The organism is Halorussus rarus (assembly GCF_003369835.1).
GTDB lineage: Archaea > Halobacteriota > Halobacteria > Halobacteriales > Haladaptataceae > Halorussus > Halorussus rarus.
Window position 1 is genome coordinate 1 of record NZ_QPMJ01000002.1, and the last position, 19,613, is coordinate 19,613.

Annotated in this window: 19 protein-coding genes and 1 rRNA gene; 8 read left to right on the top strand and 12 right to left on the bottom strand. The window is 68.7% G+C overall.

What is annotated here, in order from left to right; translation table 11 throughout:
- From DVR07_RS08295 to DVR07_RS08315, 5 genes are all read right to left on the bottom strand, one after another.
- A 16S ribosomal RNA gene (locus DVR07_RS08295) occupies positions 1–196 on the bottom strand; the annotation flags it as partial.
- Between the two features lie 568 nt (positions 197–764).
- Positions 765–1,562 (bottom strand): helix-turn-helix transcriptional regulator, encoded by a 798-nt coding sequence (locus DVR07_RS08300; protein ID WP_115796343.1) that lies wholly within the window; start codon positions 1,560–1,562, stop codon positions 765–767.
- A gap of 368 nt (positions 1,563–1,930) precedes the next feature.
- Positions 1,931–2,797, bottom strand: a complete 867-nt coding sequence (locus tag DVR07_RS08305; RefSeq protein ID WP_115796344.1) for an ABC transporter permease — start codon at positions 2,795–2,797, stop codon at positions 1,931–1,933.
- Positions 2,794–3,813: an ABC transporter ATP-binding protein gene (locus DVR07_RS08310; RefSeq protein WP_115796345.1), complete on the bottom strand. Its 1,020-nt coding sequence runs from the start codon at positions 3,811–3,813 to the stop codon at positions 2,794–2,796. Before DVR07_RS08310 ends, DVR07_RS08305 begins: the two co-directional genes overlap by 4 nt.
- A gap of 120 nt (positions 3,814–3,933) precedes the next feature.
- Entirely contained in the window at positions 3,934–4,866 is a 933-nt protein-coding gene (locus DVR07_RS08315) for an alpha/beta hydrolase (RefSeq protein ID WP_115796346.1), read from the bottom strand.
- A gap of 520 nt (positions 4,867–5,386) precedes the next feature.
- Between DVR07_RS08315 and DVR07_RS08320 the strand changes: the two genes are divergently transcribed.
- Positions 5,387–5,767 carry a DUF7344 domain-containing protein gene (locus DVR07_RS08320; RefSeq protein WP_115796347.1) on the top strand — a complete coding sequence of 127 codons (381 nt, stop codon included), beginning with the start codon at positions 5,387–5,389 and terminating at the stop codon, positions 5,765–5,767.
- Between the two features lie 196 nt (positions 5,768–5,963).
- On the opposite strand, the gene DVR07_RS08325 is transcribed toward DVR07_RS08320, so the two are convergent.
- From DVR07_RS08325 to DVR07_RS08335, 3 genes are all read right to left on the bottom strand, one after another.
- Positions 5,964–6,575, bottom strand: coding sequence for a DNA-3-methyladenine glycosylase family protein (locus DVR07_RS08325; protein ID WP_115796348.1), 612 nt, complete (start codon positions 6,573–6,575; stop codon positions 5,964–5,966).
- A gap of 181 nt (positions 6,576–6,756) precedes the next feature.
- Positions 6,757–7,266 (bottom strand): hypothetical protein, encoded by a 510-nt coding sequence (locus DVR07_RS08330; protein WP_115796349.1) that lies wholly within the window; start codon positions 7,264–7,266, stop codon positions 6,757–6,759.
- A gap of 117 nt (positions 7,267–7,383) precedes the next feature.
- Positions 7,384–8,739, bottom strand: a complete 1,356-nt coding sequence (locus tag DVR07_RS08335; protein WP_115796350.1) for an ATP-grasp domain-containing protein — start codon at positions 8,737–8,739, stop codon at positions 7,384–7,386.
- Positions 8,740–8,914: 175 nt separating this feature from the next.
- On the opposite strand from DVR07_RS08335, the gene DVR07_RS08340 reads away from it, so the two are divergent.
- From DVR07_RS08340 to DVR07_RS08360, 5 genes are all read left to right on the top strand, one after another.
- Positions 8,915–9,985, top strand: a complete 1,071-nt coding sequence (locus DVR07_RS08340) for a succinylglutamate desuccinylase/aspartoacylase family protein (RefSeq protein WP_115796351.1) — start codon at positions 8,915–8,917, stop codon at positions 9,983–9,985.
- A 287-nt stretch (positions 9,986–10,272) separates the two neighbouring features.
- On the top strand, positions 10,273–10,665 hold the full coding sequence (gene sdhC, locus DVR07_RS08345) for a succinate dehydrogenase, cytochrome b556 subunit (protein ID WP_115796352.1): 393 nt from the start codon (positions 10,273–10,275) through the stop codon (positions 10,663–10,665).
- Between the two features lies 1 nt (position 10,666).
- Positions 10,667–11,032, top strand: a complete 366-nt coding sequence (locus DVR07_RS08350; RefSeq protein ID WP_115796353.1) for a succinate dehydrogenase — start codon at positions 10,667–10,669, stop codon at positions 11,030–11,032.
- 4 nt (positions 11,033–11,036) lie between these two features.
- Positions 11,037–11,933, top strand: a complete 897-nt coding sequence (locus tag DVR07_RS08355; protein ID WP_115796354.1) for a succinate dehydrogenase/fumarate reductase iron-sulfur subunit — start codon at positions 11,037–11,039, stop codon at positions 11,931–11,933.
- 28 nt (positions 11,934–11,961) lie between these two features.
- Positions 11,962–13,902 carry an FAD-binding protein gene (locus DVR07_RS08360; RefSeq protein ID WP_115796355.1) on the top strand — a complete coding sequence of 647 codons (1,941 nt, stop codon included), beginning with the start codon at positions 11,962–11,964 and terminating at the stop codon, positions 13,900–13,902.
- Between the two features lie 125 nt (positions 13,903–14,027).
- Here the strand turns inward: DVR07_RS08360 and DVR07_RS08365 are convergent, their stop codons facing one another.
- The 4 genes from DVR07_RS08365 to DVR07_RS08375 all read right to left on the bottom strand — a co-directional run bounded on the left by DVR07_RS08365 (position 14,028) and on the right by DVR07_RS08375 (position 17,426).
- On the bottom strand, positions 14,028–14,471 hold the full coding sequence (locus DVR07_RS08365) for an RDD family protein (RefSeq protein ID WP_115796356.1): 444 nt from the start codon (positions 14,469–14,471) through the stop codon (positions 14,028–14,030).
- Positions 14,472–14,542: 71 nt separating this feature from the next.
- Entirely contained in the window at positions 14,543–14,743 is a 201-nt protein-coding gene (locus DVR07_RS08370; protein WP_115796357.1) for a XapX domain-containing protein, read from the bottom strand.
- Between the two features lie 134 nt (positions 14,744–14,877).
- Positions 14,878–15,054 carry a DUF7556 family protein gene (locus tag DVR07_RS22735; protein ID WP_449272232.1) on the bottom strand — a complete coding sequence of 59 codons (177 nt, stop codon included), beginning with the start codon at positions 15,052–15,054 and terminating at the stop codon, positions 14,878–14,880.
- 143 nt (positions 15,055–15,197) lie between these two features.
- Positions 15,198–17,426, bottom strand: a complete 2,229-nt coding sequence (locus tag DVR07_RS08375; RefSeq protein ID WP_162829489.1) for a PKD domain-containing protein — start codon at positions 17,424–17,426, stop codon at positions 15,198–15,200.
- A 389-nt stretch (positions 17,427–17,815) separates the two neighbouring features.
- On the opposite strand from DVR07_RS08375, the gene DVR07_RS08380 reads away from it, so the two are divergent.
- Positions 17,816–18,832, top strand: a complete 1,017-nt coding sequence (locus DVR07_RS08380; RefSeq protein ID WP_162829490.1) for a DUF1616 domain-containing protein — start codon at positions 17,816–17,818, stop codon at positions 18,830–18,832.
- A gap of 133 nt (positions 18,833–18,965) precedes the next feature.
- On the top strand, positions 18,966–19,559 hold the full coding sequence (locus DVR07_RS08385) for a metal-dependent hydrolase (protein WP_115796360.1): 594 nt from the start codon (positions 18,966–18,968) through the stop codon (positions 19,557–19,559).
- Positions 19,560–19,613: the final 54 nt, after the last annotated feature.

Consider the following 19,613-nt stretch of genomic DNA (forward strand, 5'->3'; position numbering starts at 1 on the left):
CGGGGCGTTTCTAGTTTCCCTCACTCCAGAGTGGAAACCGTATTCGAGATTAGCCTCAGTTTCCCGAGGTTGTCTCGATCCATAGGGTAGTTTGGCCACGTGTTACTGAGCTATCTGCCACGGGTCTAAACCCGTGCGACTAGCATGGCTAAATCGGACTCCGATAGCAATGGCCTCCGGCAGGATCAACCGGAATGGTTGCCGAGCTCGAAGAGCTCGGTGGGTCTCTGGCGGAAGCAACTGAATGCTATGGTTCCGTAGATTCGACGACACTGATCGTGTGACCGACCGAGTATCACCGAACTACCAGGGCTAACATCAGATCCCATCGTGTACGGCGGACCGCAGGGGTGGGATCCTCATGGATGCGAGTGCCGGGCGAGTTGAACGCCCGGCCATCACGTCGAACGTCGCTTCGGATTCCAACGTAGGGGAGGACCCTACTTAAGGGTTCGGAATCCGTGACGCCCCGAGTTCGCCGTCGAACCGGGGGGACGCCGCGTACATCACTACGAATGCCCCGGACTAATTTAAGCCCGTCGAATCGGACCCGTAGTGCGGTGCGTTTGCACGCCCCGACTCCGTCGTCCTCCTGCGGTAAGGCGAGCCTTACTTCGCGGGCGTACGCGTGCGAGCATAGAAGAGAAAGACGGCATTATGAAGACGGCGTTCGCGTGAATCGGAGCGCTCGCCGTCGAGCGCGTCGTCTAGGTCCGACGACTGGCGGGCGTTGCTTGTCGAAGGGTGATACCCGACCGAAACGCCTAGTCGGGTGAGGCCGACTCGACGTGATCCGTCGGGTCAGTGGCGGTCGTCCAGTACCGCTCGAACAGCCACCGACTCCACTCCCTGGCGGCGTCCGACTCCGCGATCACCTCGGTCCGCGAGTCGTACGAGCCGTCGAGGCGGGGCAGTGACAGCAACGCGCAGTCGTCGGTCACGGTCAGCGCGAACGAGACCGGCCGGATGCGGACCGCTATCGATTCGGGCATCTCCTCGTACGCGCCCTCGGTGTCGGACAGTTGGTCGACCACGGCGGTCCCCAGAACCAGGCGCGCCGACCCGTCGTCGACACCCGACCGGAGGGCAGCCACGTACTCGTCGTGGTAGATGGGCGCGAGGATGTCGACCGACTCGGCCGACTCGATGCGGCGCCGGACCTCCCGGACGACGCGGTTCGGGTCGGTGTCGGTCGCCCGGACCACGTCGGCGTCCGCGAGCGCCGACAGCGAGGTCCGGAAGAGTTTCGGAAGCACAGTCGCGTCGTGGGTCTGCCAGTACTCGGGGTCGGCCCGGAGCACCGATTCGGTCCGTCGCTGCTCCGCGATGAGTTCGCTGACGACCGCACCCGTCCCGGTCGGTTCCCACTCGTCGCCTCGGACCTTGCGAATCAGTTCGCGGTCCTCGAGTTCGGCGAGGGCGCCGTACACCGCCGACTCGCTCGCCGACACGCGGTCGAGAAACGCGGCCGTCGACCCCGTCCCGTCGGTCACCGCCGCCAGCACCTGCCTTCGGGCGGTCGACCCGGTGACGAACTCGACGACGCGGTCATCGTCGCTCATACGCCTACAACCGTATTGTACCTTTGTTACCCTTGCTACGTTCCCGGTTGGTTCCACTTTGGCTGGATTTCTCCACTACTACTGGTGAAGTCCATACCGACTGGAAAATAACGTCACCACTGAGTTTTCACACGGCAAGCTTAGCGCAGATATATGTTGCTGCAGCCCGTGAAGAAAATCGTGGCCCTCCAGCGGCCCCGCCCCCTTTCGCCGCCCGAACGAGTCCCCGTTGTCGCGTTCTACAGTCGACTCGGAGCACAGTTTTTCGCACTCGAACTCGGCACAGCGCAGTCGAGCGTCGATAGTTTCGTCCCCTCGTCGGCCCCTCCGACCCGTTACGTTCGAGAGTAGTCGCGGTTAGCAACCGTTCAGTAGTCACCGAGGACGCCGAGCCGCCGGGCCCGTCGGGTCGCGTACTCGAAGACGGCGTAGCCGAGCACCACGTACCCGACGGCAGTGCCGACGAGGACCGCCAGGTCCGCCGGCGGGAACTCCCAGAGGCGAGTGCCGTCGACCATCGCCCGCTGGAGCATGGAGCTACCGAGCGCGAGCGGCAGGAACCTGGTCCAGCCGAGGCCGAACGCCGGCGCGGAGATGAGTATCACGAACCCGAACTGGAGCAGATTGAGCCAGCTCCCGATCCGCTTGTACAGCACCGTGACGCCGCCGGCCGCGAACCCGAGTCCCAGCACGGAGGCAACGCTGAGGACGGCGACCGGCACGACCGTCAGGACGTTGATGCTGAGCGACGTCCCGGTCACGACCAGCATCGCCGCGAGGATGACCGTCGAGGTGATGAACGTCCGGACCAGCTTCGCGATCCCCTTGACGAAGGCGACGGGCGCGAACCCGAACGGCGTCATCACGTGGCGCTCGAGGGTGCCCCACTGGACCTCGCTGCCGATGTCGTTGGAGATGGCCGAGTAGGCGCCGACCGACAGCGTCCAGAGGAAGTAGCCGACGACGAGTCCCTCCATCGAGTCGGTCAGCGCCCGCCCGGCCACCATCCGCCCGCCGTAGAACAGCAGGCCGAAGAAGAACAGCGAGACGACGATGCCGCCGACAGCGTTAGCCGGGTAGCGGACGAAGACGAGGTACTCCCGGTAGAGCACGGCCCGCGCGAGCCGGAGGTAGCCCGCCCGCCGAGGGTCGTCGGCGTCGCCCCGCGACGCCTCGACCGAGTTCGACGTCGCGTCGGTCGGATTCGACGCGTCGACCGGTCGGCGGTCGGTCATCGCGATTCGCCTCCAGTCAGTTCGACGAACGCCTCCTCCAGGTCGGGTTCGACGGTGTCGACCGCGTCGAGCGTGACGTCGCGCCCCCGGAGGTACGCCGCGAGGTCGTAGAACCCGTCGCTGTCGGTCGCCACCTCGACGCGCGTCCGCTCGCCGAACCGTTCGACGTCGGCCACGTCGAACCGGTCGCGGACGCCGGCCAGCACGCCCTCGTCGAGGTCCGGACTGGTGACGCGGTAGCCCCGCGTGTCGAAGCCCCGGAGGAGGTTCCCGACGGTGTCGTCGGCGACGACGCGGCCCTCGTTCATGATGACGACCCGGTCGCAGATGCCCTCGATGACGTCCATGTCGTGGCTGCTCACGACCACCGTGAGGTTGCGCTCGGCGACGATGCGCCGGAGCTCCCGGCGGAGCGTCAGCGAGCTCTCGACGTCGAGGCCGAGCGTCGGCTCGTCGAGGAAGACGACGTCGGCCCCGCCAGCGAGGACGCTGGCCAGCGACACCTTCTGCTTCATCCCCCGCGAGAGGCTCCGGACCGGGACGTCGGCCTTCTCCGCGAGGCCGAGCTTGTCGAGCAGCCTGTCGTGGCGGCCGGCGATGGAGTCGGGGTCGACCCCACCGATGGTCGCGAAGTACCGGAGGTTTTCCCGGACGGTCAGCCGCCAATAATCGTTGCGCGCGCCTTCGAGCATCGCGTCCACGCGGGCGTACGCGTCGCGCGGGTTCTCGTACACGTCGACGCCGTGGATTCGGACGTCCCCCGCGTCGGGCAGCACCATCCCGAGGATCGACTTGATGGTCGTCGTCTTGCCCGCCCCGTTCGGGCCGAGCAGTCCGACGACCGAGCCCGCCTCGGCCGCGAACGAGACGTCGTCGACCGCGGTGACCGCGTCGGCGCCGCTCCCGAACCCCTTGCGGAGTCCCTCGACGGCGATGGCGGGCGGCGCCTCGTCGGGGGACGCGGCGGCCGTCTCGGCCGGCCGCTCGCGCTGCTCCCGGTTCTGCTGGAGCGTCATTACCGACCGTAGGGGCCTGGAGAGTAAAAGCGCAGTCCCGCACGAAGCGGACGCCCGGCCGTCGCGTTACGTATCAAAGCAGTCGAAAGGTGGCTGTCGAAACTGGTATCGCTCGGCGGGTCAGTCTCCGCCGAGCGCGTCCGAGAGGTCGTCGGCGACGTCCGCGATGGCCTCGCGCGTGCGGTCGACGTCGCGGAGCGTCATGAAACCGTGGACCATGTCCTCGTAGTTCCGGTAGCGCGTGGGAACGCCGTCGCGGACGAGTTGCTCGGCGTACGCTTTCCCACCGTCGCGAAGCGGGTCGTAGCCGGCGGTGACGAGAGTCGCGGGGGCGACCCCGGAGACGTCGTCGGCGTTCGTCGGGTCGGCGTACGGGTTGCGTTCGTGGATCTCGTTCACGTAGTAGCACTTCCGGAACCACTCGAGGTCTGTCTGGTCGAGGACGATTCCGCCGTGCTCTCTGACGGATCGCTGGTCCTCCTCGACGCCGACGCCCGGATAGAGCAGCGCCTGGTAGTCGATCTCGGGACCGTCGCGCTCGGCGGCCATGAGGGCGGCGACGGCCGCGAGATTCCCGCCCGCGGAGTCGCCCGCGACGGCGATCGCTCCGGTTCCGCGGACGGCGCCCGGATTCGCAGCTACCCACTCGACCGCGGCGTAGGCGTCCTCGACCGCCGCGGGGAAGGGGTGTTCGGGAGCGAGCCGGTAGTCGACCGAGAGCACGGCGCAGCGGCTCTCCCGAACGAGGTGGCGGCAGAGCCAGTCGTGGGTCTCGATGCTCCCGAGGACGAACCCGCCGCCGTGGAAGAACACGACCGTGGGGAACGACCCTTCGTCCGGGAGGTAGAGGCGGGCGTCGAGGTCCCCAGCGGGACCGGGGATCGTTCGGTCGACGGTCGCGCCGACGCTCGGCGGGTTCCGGTTCTGTATCCACATCGCGGGCCGAGTGATGAGACGGAGGAGTTTCAGCCCCCGGCGACTGTGCGGAAGTGGAAACCGGTCCTGGCGTTCGACCGCCGCCCGGGCCTGCGGGTCGATCTCGTCGGCGTGCATCACCGACGGATTGGCCGGTCGTCACCAAACTACTTGTGCTCCGGAACTGGAGCTGTGGAACCGAACCGGGTCAGATCTGAAGCTACGAATTTTCGACTCGACGGAGAATTCGGTTCGTAGCGGTATCGAAATGTACGCCCGGAACACTAACCTCCAGCGTCATCCCGAGGCGGCGCGCCGCGTCTGCTGGCAAACCCTCGTGCCGGGCGGTCACGTTGGGGCGTGACTGGCCACTGGTCTGTCGCGTACCCGGGTTCTCCGCGCGGTCATCGCTCCCGAAGCGGGAGTGCTCGGGCGGGGACTTGAGGTACGCGTTCGTCAGTTGGCGCTCGCCACGATTAAGCGTTTCCGACCTCCGGGGCCGGCACGGGCGGTGCGCGCGGAACGCCGGCCGTAACCTCGAATTACTCCGCTTACCACCGAGTTCGTCCGAGTAAAACCTCACCTATCTTACCGTTGTGACACTCCCTAATCGTTTAGGTACCGCGCTTTTTGTTCCGGAGTTTCGACTAGGTGGTGTATGATGAACTCGAACGCTCCGGACGTGACCGACGGCCGCGCCGGTGGGGGCCGCGGCGTCTCTCCCGCCCTCGACGCCGCGCTCGACCTGCTCTCGAACCGGCGGCGGCGGTACGTCCTCTATCATCTCCGGAACCGAGACGGTGCCGTCACGCTCGACGAACTCGCCGAGCGGGTCGCCTCGTGGGAGGGTGACTCCGGCGAGTCAGGCGACGAGAGCCGCGTCCTCGCCGACCTCTACCACAGCCAGCTCCCCCGCCTCGCGGACGCGGGTGCGATCACGTTCGACGAGGAGGAGGGGTTCGTCACGCTGGCAGACGGCGACGACGCTCCGCTTGCGGAGTATCTGGACATCGCCGCCCGCGAGGAGAACGTCGCCTGACGACGAGCGACGTAGTCACCCGTCCTCCCTTCGCGCGACCGCCGACCCTCACCACGACCGACGTCGGCCCGCTCTCCGCTGCGACCGTCGACCGCGTCCCGATCTCCGTCCCCGGGGTGCGTCCCCGGGACCGACCCGCCGCTTCGGCCCTCCAGATCGCTCTTCTCCGACCGACCGGACGGCTCCGCTTCGGGTACTACAGGTTCGTCACCTCGCCGACGCTCTCGGTGACGTCCTCGTCGGCCCGCCAGAGGTAGAGACTCGCGTAGCTCCGGTACGGCGCCCATCGCTCGGCCGCCTCGACCATCTCGGCCCGGGTCAGTTCGTCGTCGAACAGCGCCTCCATCCCCTTCCGGACGCCCAGGTCGCCGACCGGGAAGACGTCCGGGCGGCCGAGCGAGAACATGAGCTGCATGTCCGCGGTCCACGCCCCGACGCCCGTGATGGACGTGAGCTCGGCCGCCACCTCCTCGTCGGTCATGTCGGCGAAGTACGCCCGCGAGTAGCCCTCCTCGAGGAACGCCTCGGCCACGTTCCGGACGTAGTCGGTCTTCTGCCGGGAGAGGCCGGCGTCGCGCAGCACCTCGGGGTCGGCCGCGAGGATCCCCTCCGGGGTCACCTCGACCGCCTCGAACAGCCGCTCGCGGGTCGCCGCCGCCGACGCCATCGACACCTGCTGGCGCAGGATGGAGACGACGAATCGTTCGAAGAAGTCCTCGGCGGGGTCTATGGTCAGCGGCCCGTACTCCTCGACCAGGGATCCGAGGTAGGCGTCGGTCTCGAGTGCGGCGATCGCTTCGTCGGTCATCGGCCGAGGCGTAGGAGCCCCAATCAGATTAGCCTGCGGTTTGACCGGCATCCCACGGCCGGAGGCACTGCTCCACTGGCGGAGACAGTGATGTCATCGCACGCACGAACCCGCCGCGTAACGTTGCATTTCTGACTCAACTTCGGATTTCGCGTCAACGTCCCGAGGGAGGTGCAGCGGTTCAGTCGGCTACGACGCCGTAGAACGACTCGGCGACCCGCGGGAACAGCGCCACCGAGAGCGCGCCGACGAAGAACGCACCGACCGCCGCCGCGACCGGCGACCACGCCGCGGCGACCCCGCGCCCGCCGTAGGCCGCCACCGCGAGCGTCGCGTTGTAGTACACGAGCCGGAGCGCGACCAGCCACGGCGTCACCGCCACCCAGCCGGGGGCGTCCGTGGCGAGCGGCGTGACCCATCCGCCGCGGACGAGCGCGGCGCCGGCGACCATCGTCAGCCACGCGACGAGCGCGAACGCCTTGAGCCCGAACCAGTCGGTGCCCGCGCCCACGAGCAGGCCGTACAGCACCGGAATGCTCGGGACCGAGACGTCGGCGAAGGCGTACGCCACGTCGTCGAGGAACACGCCCACGCCGTCCTTCTCGTCCACCCGGCCCTCGCCCCACCCGGACCAGGACCGGCGCCGCCGGCTCGTCGCCGCGCGGGTCTGTCTGGCGGGACGGTCGCTCATGGTTGCCGAGAGCACGACGGCCGCCGGCAAAAAGTTACGGTTGGATGATTGATTCGTCCTCGTTCGCCGGCCGAATCGACCGCGTCACTCCTCTTGGGGCGCCATTCCGCCTCGGTGTCACTCCTGAGACTCTTCTTCTTCCTCTTCGGTCTCCTCCTCGGCGTCCACCCGCTTCTGGACGTTGACCTGGTAGTGCTTCAGGATGTCCCGACCGAGCAGCACCGGGTAGTCCATGTGGCCGCGGTCTTCGATGCTCGCGGTCACCGTGTGGCGGTTCCCGCCGACGCCGACGACCACGTCGACGACCGGCCGCGACCGGCTGGACTTGCTGCTGCCCGACTTGACCCTCGCGATGCTCTTGATCGGGCCGGCGCCGATCTCGGCGGCCAGCTTGGTGTCGATGCTGGTCCGGGTCGCGCCGGTGTCGGACTTGGCGACCACCGTCTCCGAGCCGCTGGTGCCGCTCAGGATGACCTCCTCGGTGTAGCCGATGACGACGGGCTCGGTCGCGCCGGTCTCCTTCGGACGGGGCTTGCAGGCCGGCACCGAGTCGTCCAGCGAGACGGTCAGGTCCTCGACCCTCGCCTCGTCGACGGTGCCGCCCGCCCGCTCGATGGCCAACTGGGCGATGTACGGCGCCGCGCTCAGGCCGGTCGCCTTGAACAGCCCCTTGAAGCCGGCGGTCGGGTTGACCTCGAGGACGTACCAGCCGTCGTGGCCCTCGATGAGGTCGACGCCGGCGTAGTCGAGGCCGATGGTCTCGGCGGCGTCCCGGGCGATGCGGGCGACCTCCCGGGGAAGGTTGTCGGTCGCGTCCTCGACGTCACCGCCCAGCGCGACGTTGGTCCGCCAGTCGTTCTCCGGCGCGTAGCGGTTCATCGCGCCGACGATGCGGTCGCCGACCACGTACACCCGGAGGTCGCGGTGCTCGCCCTCGTCGCGCTCGATGAGCTCCTGGAGGAACGCCTGACGGTCGCCGACCCGGGGGTTGACCAGTTCGTCGGGGCCGACCTTCCAGGTCCCGCCGCCGTGGGTCCCGATGGCGGTCTTGTACACCGCCTCCTCGCCGAAGTCGCTCCGGCCGTCGTTGAGCCGGTCGTTCGACAGCGCGAGCAGGGCGTCGGGGACCTGGATACCGGCGTCGGCGAGCGCGGTCGCTGTCGAGAACTTGTGGATCGCGGTCATGACCGAGCTCGGATCGTTGAGCACCGGCAGCACCGAGTCGTAGGTCTTGGCCAGCCCGAGCGCCTCCGAGGGCTGCTCGGTGTTCGAGAGCAGCAGTCGGTTCGCGATGACGTCCACGTCGGGTTCGAGGCGGACCTCACCGTCCCGCACCCGTATCGCCGTGTTCTCCTCGCGGAGCCAGAACGGCTCGTGCCCCAGATCCTCGATAGCGTTCAGAATAGCCTTCGTTTCCTTGCTGTTGTGGAGACTGAGAACTCCGACCCGCGCCGTTGACCCGTCTGCAGTCATTGTGCTCTGTGGTACGTCGTCGCTCCTTAAAAAATGAGACACCGCGGGCCCGTCCGCGGACCGGCGGTCGGGCACCGTCGGACTCGGGTCGGGCCGTCGGTCACCCGCGTCGGGATCTCCGACGTCTGTCGCCGTCTGCCGCGTCTTTATGTACGGCGGGGTCCGAGTGGGTGGCATGACCGGTTCGGACGGAGACCCGGACGCGTTCACCTACAACGGCGGCATCGTCGAACCGGGCGAGACCCAGAACATCCGGTACGGCATCAGCGAGACGTACCTGGGTGATCCGGTCCGGATCCCGGTCACCATCGTCAACGGTGTCGAGCCCGGACCGACGGTGTTCCTCTCGGCGGCGGCCCACGGCGACGAGCTCAACGGCATTGAGGTGGTCCGGGAGGTCGCCCACGAGTGGAACCACGACGACCTCTGCGGGACGCTGGTCTGCCTCCCGGTGCTCAACGTGCCGGGCTTCCTGGCCCAGGAGCGGTACCTCCCCATCTACGACCGGGACCTCAACCGGTCGTTTCCGGGTCGGGAGGGGTCGACCAGCGCCAAGCGGATGGCCTACCAGATCTTCCGGAACTTCCTGGCGCCGTGCGACATCGGCCTGGACTTCCACACGTCGACGCGGGGCCGGACCAACATGCTCCACGTCCGGGCCGACATGGCCGACCCCGAGGTGACGCGCCTCGCCAAAGCGTTCGGGTCCAACGTGGTCATCTCCTCGGAGGGGCCGACGGGGACGCTCCGCCGCGAGGCGACCGACTTCGGCATCCCGACCATCACCATCGAGATGGGCGAGGCCCACCGGTTCCAGCGCGAATTCATCGACCGGAGCCTCGAGGGCGTCGAGAGCGTCCTCGCGGAGTACGGCGTCCACCGGACCCAGGCGGTGAAGTGGCCGGGGTGGCGGACCGTCATCGACGACGACAAGGAGAAGACCTGGATCCGCGCCGACGCGGGCGGACTGGTCGACATGCACCACGATCGGGGGTCGCTGGTGTACGAGGGCGACACCATCTGCACGATCACCAATCCGTTCAAGACCGACAGCGAACCCGTCGAGGCGCCCTTCACCGGCCTGCTCGTCGGCGTGCTGGAGAACCCCGTCGTCTACCCCGGGAACCCGCTGTGCCACATGGTGGAACTCTCGGCGAAGACCCGGCGGGCCCTCAAGCGCGACCGCGCCCGGAACGAGACCGCCGAGACGCCCACGCCGCCGCCCGCGAACCCGAGCGCGCGGTGACCCTCGAAGCGGACGTCGGGTCCCCTCATCTCCGCGCACTCGACCGGGACGCCGGGTCGTCCGCGTATCGTTCCTCCTCGAAACCCGGTCCAGACGTCTGTTTTCCGGTCGATCGTTCCTGTCGCTGTCAGTTTTCGTCGCCCCGGAGTTCGCGACCCGGCGCGACCGCCGAGACGCGACCGACGCGGGAGATATCAGATCAGAAACGAGTACAGGTACGGTCCTACGGGTCGGCAGTAGGTAGAAACTTCTATTTGCCCACAGTCCACAGTCCCGAACGGACAAGTATGAGTCAATCGTACAATCGAGGCCTCGTCGAAGACTTCGGCCGGTGGCGGGAGTTCACGGCCGGGATGTGGGCCTGGATATTTCACAAGTTCACCGGGTGGGTGCTCATCGGCTACCTGTTCACGCACATCGCCGTGCTGAGTACCTACATCTCCGGTTCGAACGCGTACACCGACACGATCCAGGGGCTCGAGAGCCTGCTCGTCGTCCGGGTGATGGAGGTCGGCCTGCTGGCGGTGGCCGTCTTCCACATCCTGAACGGCGTTCGCCTGCTGTTCGTCGACCTGGGTCTCGGTCTCGAGCAGCAGGACAAGAGCTTCTACGCGTCGCTGGTCGTCACCGGCGTCATCGTGCTGGCGTCCATTCCGACGTTCCTGGAGGGGGCGTTCTAGGATGGCCGAGCGCTACTCCTCGTTCCGGAGCGGGAGCGCCTCGTGGTTCCTCCAGCGGGTGACGGCGGCGTTCCTCGTCGTGGTCCTGGCGTTCCACTTCTTCCTGCTCCACTTCGTCAACCACGCCTCCGAGGTGACGTTCGCCGGCACGACCGCCCGGATGGAACAGTGGGGCTATCTCGTCACGATGGTCCTGTTCCTGCTGACCGCGACGTTCCACGGCGTCAACGGCGTCTACGCCGCGCTGCTGAACCAGGGTCTGACGGGCACCAGGAAGACCGCAGTGAAGGGCGTTCTCGCCGTCGCCGGCCTCGCGCTGGCGGGCCAGGGCGTCTACCTCGCGCTCGTCATGTCCGGAGTGATGTAACACCATGAGCACGCAAGTTCCAGAAGAGCAAGAGCAGAGCGAGACCGACGAACAGGTCGACGCCGAGACCGAGGTCGAGATGGGCGGGGGCGCCTCGTACGGCGACCAGCGCCGTGCGGAGCGCGACGCCCAGCGCGAACAGTCGGTGTCGGGCGCGCCCGCGGACATCGAGGGCGAGACCTTCCGGCTGAAGGTGTTCCGCTACGACCCCGAGGTCGAGGGGAAGATGGAGCCGCGGTTCGACGACTTCGCGGTGCCGCGCCAGAAGGGGATGACGGTCCTCGACGCGCTCATCTACGCCCGCGACCGCTACGACACCACGCTGACGTTCCGGCACTCCTGCCGGCAGGCGGTCTGCGGGTCGGACGCGCTGTTCATCAACGGCCGCCAGCGACTCGGCTGCCAGACCCAGATCTCGGACCTCGAGGAACCGGTCCGGGTCGAGCCGCTGCCCCACCAGGACGTTGTCAAGGATCTCGTCGTGGACATGGAGCACTTCTACGACCAGATGCACGCGGTCGAGCCGTTCTTCCAGCCCGACGAGGAGCCCGACGGCGACCTCGAGGAGTACCGACAGACCCGCGAGAACCGCGAGAAGATCAAGATGTCCACGCGGTGCATCTGGTGCGGCGCCTGCATGTCCTCGTGCAACATCGCGGCCGGGGACAACCAGTACCTCGGACCGGCGGCCATCAACAAGGCCTACCGGTTCGCGATGGACGAGCGCGAGGGCGAGAACGTCAAGGAGCACCGGCTCAACGTGATGGACCAGGAGCACGGCGTCTGGCGGTGCCAGACCCAGTTCTCCTGCACCAACGTCTGTCCGAAGGACATCCCGCTGACCGAGCACATCCAGGAGCTCAAGCGCGAAGCGGTGAAGCAGAACCTGAAATTCTGGTAGCTCGAACACCAACTACTGAAACACAACCATGCACGAACACGACGTTCTGGTAATCGGCGGCGGCGGCGCCGGCCTCCGGGCGGCCATCGCGGCCCACGAGGAGGGCGCGGACGTGGCCATCGTCACGAAGCTCCACCCCGTGCGGAGCCACACCGGCGCGGCCGAGGGCGGCATCAACGCGGCGCTCCGCGAGGGCGACGACTGGGAGCTCCACGCCTACGACACGATGAAGGGGTCGGACTACCTCGGCGACGCCCCCGCCATCGAGACGCTGGCGCAGGACAGCCCCGAGGAGACCATCCAGCTCGAGAACTGGGGGATGCCGTTCTCCCGCGAGGACGACGGCCGGGTCTCCCAGCGCCCGTTCGGCGGCCTCTCGTTCGCCCGGACGACCTACGCCGGGGCCGAGACCGGCCACCACATGCTCCACACGATGTACGAGCAGGTGGTCAAGCGCGGCATCCAGGTGTACGACGAGTGGTACGTCACGGACCTCGCGGTCACCGACCACGACGACCCCGAGGACCGCGAGTGCCACGGCGTGGTCGGCTACGACATCAAGACCGGCCAGATAGAGGGCTTCAAGGCGCGCAACGGCGTCATCCTCGCGACCGGCGGCCTCGGTCAGGTGTTCGACCACACCACCAACGCGGTGGCCAACACCGGCGACGGCGCCGCGATGGCCTACCGCGCGGGCGTCCCGCTGGAGGACATGGAGTTCGTCCAGTTCCACCCGACCACGCTCCCCTCGACCGGCGTCCTCATCTCCGAGGGCGTCCGCGGGGAAGGCGGCATCCTCTACAACGCCGAGGGCGAGCGGTTCATGTTCGAGTACGGCTACGCCAACAACGACGGCGAGCTCGCCTCCCGGGACGTGGTGTCGCGGGCCGAACTCACCGAGATCAACGCCGGCCGCGGCGTCGACGACGAGTACGTCTACCTCGACATGCGCCACCTCGGCGAGGAGCGCATCACCGACCGGCTCGAGAACATCCTCCACCTCGCCCGGGACTTCGAGGGCGTCGACGGGCTGGAGGAGCCGATGCCGGTCAAGCCCGGCCAGCACTACGAGATGGGCGGCATCGAGACCGACGAGAACGGCCAGACGCTCATCGACGGCCTCTACGCCGCCGGCGAGTGCGCCTGCGTCTCGGTCCACGGCTCGAACCGACTAGGCGGCAACGCGCTGCCCGAACTCATCGTCTTCGGCGCCCGGGCCGGCCGCCACGCCGCGGGCACCGACCTCGGCGAGCCCGAGATCACGACCGGCCGGACCGACGACAGCGAGCCCGAGGAGGACCTCGACACGCCGGTCGAACCCGGCGCGGTTTCGGCGGCCGACGAGGACGTCGCGGCCGACGGCGGTGAGCGAACCGACGATGAGCGCGAGCGCAGCGAGCGCAAATCCCGCCAGACCCCGTCTGGCGACGGTTCGCGATCCTCGTCAGACGTTGCGTCTGACGGTGGCGCCGCAGTCGTCGAACCCGACGAGACGGTCCGGCGCGCGGTCGAGCGCGAGCGCACCCGCGTCGAGCGCCTGATGGAGAAAGAGGAGGGCGTCCAGCACGCTGAGCTCCGGGAGGACCTCCAGGTGTCGATGACCGAGAACGTCAACGTGTTCCGGAACGAGGAGGGCCTCAAGCAGGCCCTGCGCGACATCCGGGAGGTCCGCGAGGCCTACCAGGACGTCTACGTCAACGACCCCTCGCGGACGTTCAACACCGACCTCATCCACACCATCGAGACCCGCAACCTCATCGACCTCGCGGAGGCCATCACGCTCGGTGCGCTGGCCCGCGACGAGTTCCGCGGCGCCCACTGGCGCCAGGAGCACCAGGAGCGCAAGGACGACGAGTGGCTCAAGCACACGATGCTGTCGTGGGAGGACGGGAGCCCCGAACTCTGGTACAAGCCCGTCATCCTCGAGGGCGAGGACAAGACCTACGAGCCGAAGGAACGCTCGTACTAGCTGCGACCTCGTTTTACCTACCCCCGACCGCGCTTCGATTGCCTCCTGTTTCTCGGTTCTCCGACCCCGAGGACCGCCTCCTGCACCGCGTTCGCCGGTGCTCCTCACTGGCTGGAAATCAGCGTTCACGCCCGGACGACGTAGGTGCCGGCGATACCGTCGAAGACCCGTTGGTTGCGCTCGCTCATCGCTATCGCCGCCAGCGCCACCGCGCTGGTGAGCCAGCTGAACAGGACGACCGCCGGGAGGTTCCGCGCGAGCGCCTGTCCGAGCGACGGGTCCCGGCCTCGCCTGCTGACGACCCTGATACCGGCCAGTCGCTTTCCGACGGTCTGGCCGTTCCACGTCCCCTCGAGTAGACCGCCGTACAACGGAAGGGTGAGGAAGCCCAGACCCACGAGGCCGCGAGCCGCCGCTTCCCCTTCGGGGCGGAACAGGGAAGCCAGCGCGGCCGTCACGGCGAGGACCTGGACGAACTGGAGTATCAGGTCGACGACCTGGGCGCCGATGCGGGAACCGACGACGTCGGTCGAGTCCCGGTCCGGTCGACCGGAGATGCTGGAGGACATCGACGTATCGGTAATACAGAATTGTTGATAGTCCTACCGGCCGACGGGGTGCGCCGAAACTGGCGATTTGGCTACCCTGCCAGCCCCAGCAGCGACAACAGGTCGACGCCGGCGTCGAAGTACTCGACGGTCCTGTAGCCGAGATAGATGCCCACGATGCCGATTACGCCGGGGAGCCGCGGCGGCGCGGGCATCGGGATGCCGAGGAAGGTGAACAGCGCGCCCGTGACGAACCCCGTCAGCAGGGCGAGGAAGGTGAGCGTGAGATTCATACCCGCCGACTTGCGCCCGGACTCAAATGCAGGTTCCGATTCGCGACGCCGCTCGGAGTCCAGGCATTGAATGACAATCCGCGAAGAAGAACGCGTGACCGCGAGGCCGTCGACCGGGAGGGTCGCTCAGCGGTTCAGCGCCACTGCGAGAGGGTGTGCGACTCCGCGAACGGCATCGCGAGGTACGCTTCGTCGTTCGAGACGTCCGCGATGACGGTCGTGCGCTCGTCGTCGCTCTCGTCGACCGCGAACATGACTTCTCCGTCTTCGAACGATTCGTCCAGGTCGGTGGTGGGGATGGTCCAACTCAGGGTAGATCACCGTCGTTCGGTCTGCCGTATCCAGTTTTAGCCGCGGGACTCCCTTTAGTATACACCACCCTCCCGTCCGTAACGGGAGGTTACCGGCTCGCTACCCCCGATAAAACGTTTGTAACGGGACCGTACCGGCGGGCTCAGTCCCGGACGCGGCCGGCCAGCAGCGCGGCCGCCAGCAGGGCGACCAGCGTCGCGCCGACGCCGAATCCGGGGACGCCGCCGTCCGCGTCGCCGGCCGAGGTCTCGGTCGTGGTCGCGCCGTCGTTCCGGCCGTCGACCGCGCTCACCTCGACCTGAACCGCTTTCGTCACCGTCGCGCCGTACTCGTCTTCGACCACCACGGTGACGGTCTTGGTGCCCGCCGAGCCGAAGCTGTGCTCGACCGACGTCCCGGTGACGTTCCCGCCGTCGAACGCCCACGTCACGGTGACGTCGCCGACCCGGTCGCTCACGTTCGCCGCGAAGGTAGCGGCCTTCCCGACCGTCGCGGCGTCGGGCGTTCGGACCGTCACCGCGGGCCGATCGTTGACCACCAGCGTCGCGGTCGCGGTGTCGGCCAGCCCGTTCGCGTCCGCGACGGTCAGGTTCACCGCGCGTTCGCCCGGCTCGTCGAAGCTGAACGTGGCGGTCTCGCCGGCGGCCGACCGCTCGCCGACCGACCACTCGTAGCTCGCCAGCGACCCGTTCTCGGCCATCGAGCCGCCGGCCGACAGCTCCACCGAGTCGCCGGCCATCACGACCGTCTCCCCGTCGATGCTCGCGGTCGGCGCCGGCACCGCGGTCACGGCCAGCGTGCCGGCGCCCGCGGTGTCCGCAGCGAGGACGGCGGTGCCGTTCGCCTGCGAGACGACCTCGGTCCGCAGCACCGACCAGCCGTCACCCGTGCGCTCGGCGACCCGGACGTCCGAGAGGTCGGCTTCGACCGCGTCGGTCTGCACCGCGAACTCGACCGTCGCGGACTGGTTCGCGGCCACTGCCGAGCCGTCGAGCGAGACCGCGTACAGGGCGTCGCCCGGCGGCGAGAGGTCCGAGACGTCGGTGCGCTCGGCGACGGCGAGCACCCCCGAGACGTTCGCGTCGGTCAGCGTGACCGCCTGCACGGGCGAGTCCGCGAACCGGACCGTCGTCCCGGACCCGTTCGCGTCGGTGTCCGTCACGGCCGCCACCTGCGGACCGCCGATCCGGACGACCCAGCCGTCGCGGTTGTCGCCGTAGCTGGTCGACTCGCCGATGGCGAGGTAGCCGCCGCCGTGGCCCTCGACGACCGGCCAGAACTTGTCCCAGTAGTTCGCGCCGTAGGTCCGCTGCCAGTCGCGCTTCCCGGCGGCGTCGGTCTTGACGACCCAGCCGTCCGCGCCCGCGTCGCCGGCGACGTGCTTGGTGCCCGAGACGACGTAGCCGCCGTCGGGGTCGTTGTGGATGCCGAAGAAGGCGTCGGCCTTGTCGGTGCCGTAGGTCCGCTCCCACCGCTTCTCGCCGTCGCCGTTGATCTTGAGCATCCAGCCGTCCTCCTCGCCCGCGCCCTCGCTGGCGGTCCGGCCGGCGAGCACGAACCCGCCGTTCGAGCCCGCGGTGGCGTCGTGGACCCGGTCGAGCTCGCCGCCGCCGTAGGTCTCGGCCCACTCGAGTTCGCCGCCGGCGTCGGCCCGCATCACCCACGCGTCGGCGGGGTCCGAACTGCTACCCATGGTTGTCCCGGTCAGCAGCAGGTCGCCGCTGTCGGTGACGAACACCGAGTTGACGTACTCGTCGGAGCCCGACCGGAGCGTGTCGTAGGTCTCGCTCCACACCTGCGTCCCGTCGGACTGTAGCTCCATCAGCCACCCCTCGGCGGTGCCGCCCTCGTCGTGCCAGCCGCCGGCGTACACCGTCCCGTTCGAGCGCGTGAGCGACCACAGCTCCGAGGGCCCCTCACCCCCGTAGGTCCGTTCCCACTGCTTCTCGCCGTCGGGGCCGATCTTCATCACCCAGCCCGTCCACGGCTCGTCGGCGCTCGCCGACTCCATCCCCGCGACGAGGTAGCCGTCGCCGGACCGGATCACGTCGAAGATGCGGTCGGTCCCCGGCCCGCCGTAGGTCTTCGACCACTCCGTCCGGCCGGTCCGGTCGAGCATCGCGACGTAGCCGTCGTGCTTGCCGTCGTCGGCCTCGCTGTTCGACCAGCCGACCACGAGGTAGCCGCCGTCGACCCGTAGTCCGGTCGCCAGCTTGTCGTCCTCGTCGCCGCCGACCGTCTCGGCCCACCGCTCTGACGGCCCCGACGCGTTGCCGGCGCGGTCCGGCGCGGTCGCCGCCACCGCCGCGCCGCTCAGGGGCGCTCCGACCACGAGCACCGCGAGTACCGCGGCCAGAATCGTCCGTCTCACGTTCCCTCCCTCCGTTCGAGTCGCACCGCGTTGTCGTTCCAGAACATCGTATCCAAACGTTTCGCTCCGTTATTCTGCCGTTGAATCGTCGTCGCCGGACGCGCGGCGTCCGGACGGACGTTACCGAGAACGTGCCGTCGTTCGGGCCTTTGTTATGTGTCGGCTGACCCCGGCACAGGCGGTTCCTGAAGCCTGCTCCACGGAATCGGCGGATCGCCCAACGGGGTCGACAAGGGACGTCGAAACGGAGTCCGGCGCCGGGTAACGTGCCGTTGTAGACCGACAGCCGGATGATAACAAAGTGGCAATCGTGCGTTCCCCGGTGTAATGAGCCGTCGAACTGTCATCGGAACGCGCCGAAGGACCGTCGCCGCCGCACCGACCGCCGCATGAGTCACGAAACGCCAGACGGGACGCTGGTCGACCGCCTCGCGCGACCCGCGCTCCCGCTCGACCTGCTCGCCGTGGTCGGCTACGCCGTCGTCTCGGTCCTGTTGCTCTCCCGGCCCGGCGTCTACGGCACGCCGCTGGGCGCCGCGCTCGGCCTCCCGCTGGTGCTGTTCGCGCCCGGGTACGCGCTCGTCTCGCTTTTGTTCCCCGGCGCGACGCCCGACGACGCCGCGACCGGCCGGACGCTGCCGGCGGTCCGCCAGCACGGGCTGGTCGGGACCGAGCGGGCGGCGCTGGGCTTCGGCATCAGCGTGGCCGTGATCCCCATCCTCGGGATCGCGCTCGCGGCCTCGCCGTGGTCGCTGACGCCGGGGACCGTCCTGCTGTCGGTCGCGGGGCTGTCGGTCGTCCTGTCGACGCTCGCCGGGGTCCGTCGGCTCCGCCGGCCGGCCGACCGGCGGTTCGTCCTCCCGGTCAGGTCGTGGCTCGACCGCGCGCGCGGCGCGTTCTCGACCGGGCCGACGCTCGACCGAGCGCTCAACGTCGGGCTCGCGGTCGCGGTCGTGGCGGCGGTCGCCACCGTCGGCTACGCGGTGGCCGCGCCGGGCGACGGTCAGGAGTTCACCGACGTCTCGCTGCTCTCCCGGGACGACACCGGCGAACTGGTCGCCGAGGACTACCCGCGGAACTTCACCCGCGGGGAGAGCCGCCCGCTGGTCGTCCAGCTGGACAACCACGAGGGCCAGCCCACCGACTACTCGGTCGTGGTCGAACTCCAGCGGGTCAGGCAGGCGGCCGACGGCGGCCCGAAGGTGGTCGAGGACCGGAAGCTGGCGACGTTCACGCCCACCGTGGGCGCGGGCGAGCGGTGGCGGACCACCCACGAGGTGACGCCGACGATGACCGGCGAGAACCTCCGGCTGGAGTACCTCGTCTACAAGGGCGACCCGCCGGCGAACCCGTCGGCCGACAGCGCCTACCGCCACGTCCACGTCTGGGTGAACGTGACGGCGTGACCGACGCCCCGGCGTATCACGGACGGGACGCTCGCCCGACAGCTACCGACGGAAGACGGATCCGAGGACACTAACGATACACATGTCGGAACACCACGCATCGACTCGCACGCGGAGGGACCGCTAACCGGCCATGTGGCCCTGGGAACACCTCGCGGTCGGCTACCTCTGCTACTCGCTGCTGGTCCACCTGTTCGGCCGGCGCGCGCCCCGCGCGTGGCCGGCCGTCGCGCTCGCGGTGGGCACGCAGTTCCCGGACCTGGTCGACAAACCGCTGGCGTGGACGTTCGGCGTCCTTCCCTCGGGCCACTCGCTGGCCCACTCGGCGTTCGCGGCGGTGCCGGCCGCGGCGCTCGCGGTGACGGTCGCCTGGGCGCTGGGCCGGCCGCGCGTCGGGGCGGCGTTCGGCTTCGGCTATCTGAGCCACCTCCCCGGCGACGTGATCTACCCGGTGCTCATCGGCGGCGAGGCCGACTACGGGTTCCTGTTCTGGCCGCTCGTCCCGGCCGAGGGAACCGACTCCGGCGTCGGGTTCCTCGAGATGGTGCGGTACCTGTTGGCCCGCTACCGGACCGAACTGGCCCAGGGCGAGGTGGCGACGTACCTCGCCGTCGAGGTCGGCCTGATGGCCTCGGTGGCGCTCCTGTGGCTCTACGACGGGGCGCCGCCCCTAGGGTCGGTCTGGGCGCGGCTCCGGCTGGGGCGACCGGCCGAGGAGCCGCGCTGACGGCGAGCGTCGACCACCGCCTCGACGAGCGTCGACGGTCGCCGTCCACCCGTC

Coding starts and splice junctions, on each gene's coding strand:
- DVR07_RS08300 (WP_115796343.1), bottom strand. CDS start 1,562: ATGAGCGACGATGACCGCGTCGTCGAGTTCGTCACCGGGTCGACCGCC.
- DVR07_RS08305 (WP_115796344.1), bottom strand. CDS start 2,797: ATGACCGACCGCCGACCGGTCGACGCGTCGAATCCGACCGACGCGACG.
- DVR07_RS08310 (WP_115796345.1), bottom strand. CDS start 3,813: ATGACGCTCCAGCAGAACCGGGAGCAGCGCGAGCGGCCGGCCGAGACG.
- DVR07_RS08315 (WP_115796346.1), bottom strand. CDS start 4,866: ATGCACGCCGACGAGATCGACCCGCAGGCCCGGGCGGCGGTCGAACGC.
- DVR07_RS08320 (WP_115796347.1), top strand. CDS start 5,387: ATGATGAACTCGAACGCTCCGGACGTGACCGACGGCCGCGCCGGTGGG.
- DVR07_RS08325 (WP_115796348.1), bottom strand. CDS start 6,575: ATGACCGACGAAGCGATCGCCGCACTCGAGACCGACGCCTACCTCGGA.
- DVR07_RS08330 (WP_115796349.1), bottom strand. CDS start 7,266: ATGAGCGACCGTCCCGCCAGACAGACCCGCGCGGCGACGAGCCGGCGG.
- DVR07_RS08335 (WP_115796350.1), bottom strand. CDS start 8,739: ATGACTGCAGACGGGTCAACGGCGCGGGTCGGAGTTCTCAGTCTCCAC.
- DVR07_RS08340 (WP_115796351.1), top strand. CDS start 8,915: ATGACCGGTTCGGACGGAGACCCGGACGCGTTCACCTACAACGGCGGC.
- sdhC (WP_115796352.1), top strand. CDS start 10,273: ATGAGTCAATCGTACAATCGAGGCCTCGTCGAAGACTTCGGCCGGTGG.
- DVR07_RS08350 (WP_115796353.1), top strand. CDS start 10,667: ATGGCCGAGCGCTACTCCTCGTTCCGGAGCGGGAGCGCCTCGTGGTTC.
- DVR07_RS08355 (WP_115796354.1), top strand. CDS start 11,037: ATGAGCACGCAAGTTCCAGAAGAGCAAGAGCAGAGCGAGACCGACGAA.
- DVR07_RS08360 (WP_115796355.1), top strand. CDS start 11,962: ATGCACGAACACGACGTTCTGGTAATCGGCGGCGGCGGCGCCGGCCTC.
- DVR07_RS08365 (WP_115796356.1), bottom strand. CDS start 14,471: ATGTCCTCCAGCATCTCCGGTCGACCGGACCGGGACTCGACCGACGTC.
- DVR07_RS08370 (WP_115796357.1), bottom strand. CDS start 14,743: ATGAATCTCACGCTCACCTTCCTCGCCCTGCTGACGGGGTTCGTCACG.
- DVR07_RS08380 (WP_162829490.1), top strand. CDS start 17,816: ATGAGTCACGAAACGCCAGACGGGACGCTGGTCGACCGCCTCGCGCGA.
- DVR07_RS08385 (WP_115796360.1), top strand. CDS start 18,966: ATGTGGCCCTGGGAACACCTCGCGGTCGGCTACCTCTGCTACTCGCTG.